Annotated in this window: 1 protein-coding gene; it reads right to left on the bottom strand. The window is 62.6% G+C overall.

Going from position 1 to position 318, the window contains the following annotated elements; all coding sequences use genetic code 11:
* Positions 1-129 precede the first annotated feature (129 nt).
* Positions 130-318: DUF1249 domain-containing protein (locus QWI17_RS01560; RefSeq protein WP_302720733.1), on the bottom strand; the 189-nt coding region annotated here is incomplete at its 5' end.

Below are 318 nucleotides of genomic sequence, written 5' to 3'. Positions count from 1 at the left end.
ACCTGGGCTACCACATGGCCCAAACTTTCACGGGTCTTGAGGCCCAGCATGCTGCCGGCCGGGTCGGCGAAAAGATGGGCGTCGGTCAGTTGCACCACATGTACTGGGCGCGGGTGGTCTGCATGCATGTCAGCGAACGCTTGCCAGTTCGTGGCCACAGGCCAGGCAGTGACTCAGCCATTCACCGAGGAACAGGTTGAGCTGGGCCTTTTCGTCTGGCTGGTGCATGGCCTCGTTCGGGTAGGGGTAGATGCTGCGCAGGCGCCGGGCATGTTCGGCGCTGATCACTTCGGCCATGCGCGCATCGTGATACACCTG

Source organism: Gilvimarinus gilvus (genome assembly GCF_030518155.1).
GTDB classification, from domain to species: Bacteria; Pseudomonadota; Gammaproteobacteria; order Pseudomonadales; family Cellvibrionaceae; genus Gilvimarinus; species Gilvimarinus gilvus.
The sequence above is the reverse complement of the archived record's forward strand: the minus strand, read 5'-3'. Positions and strand labels throughout refer to the sequence as shown.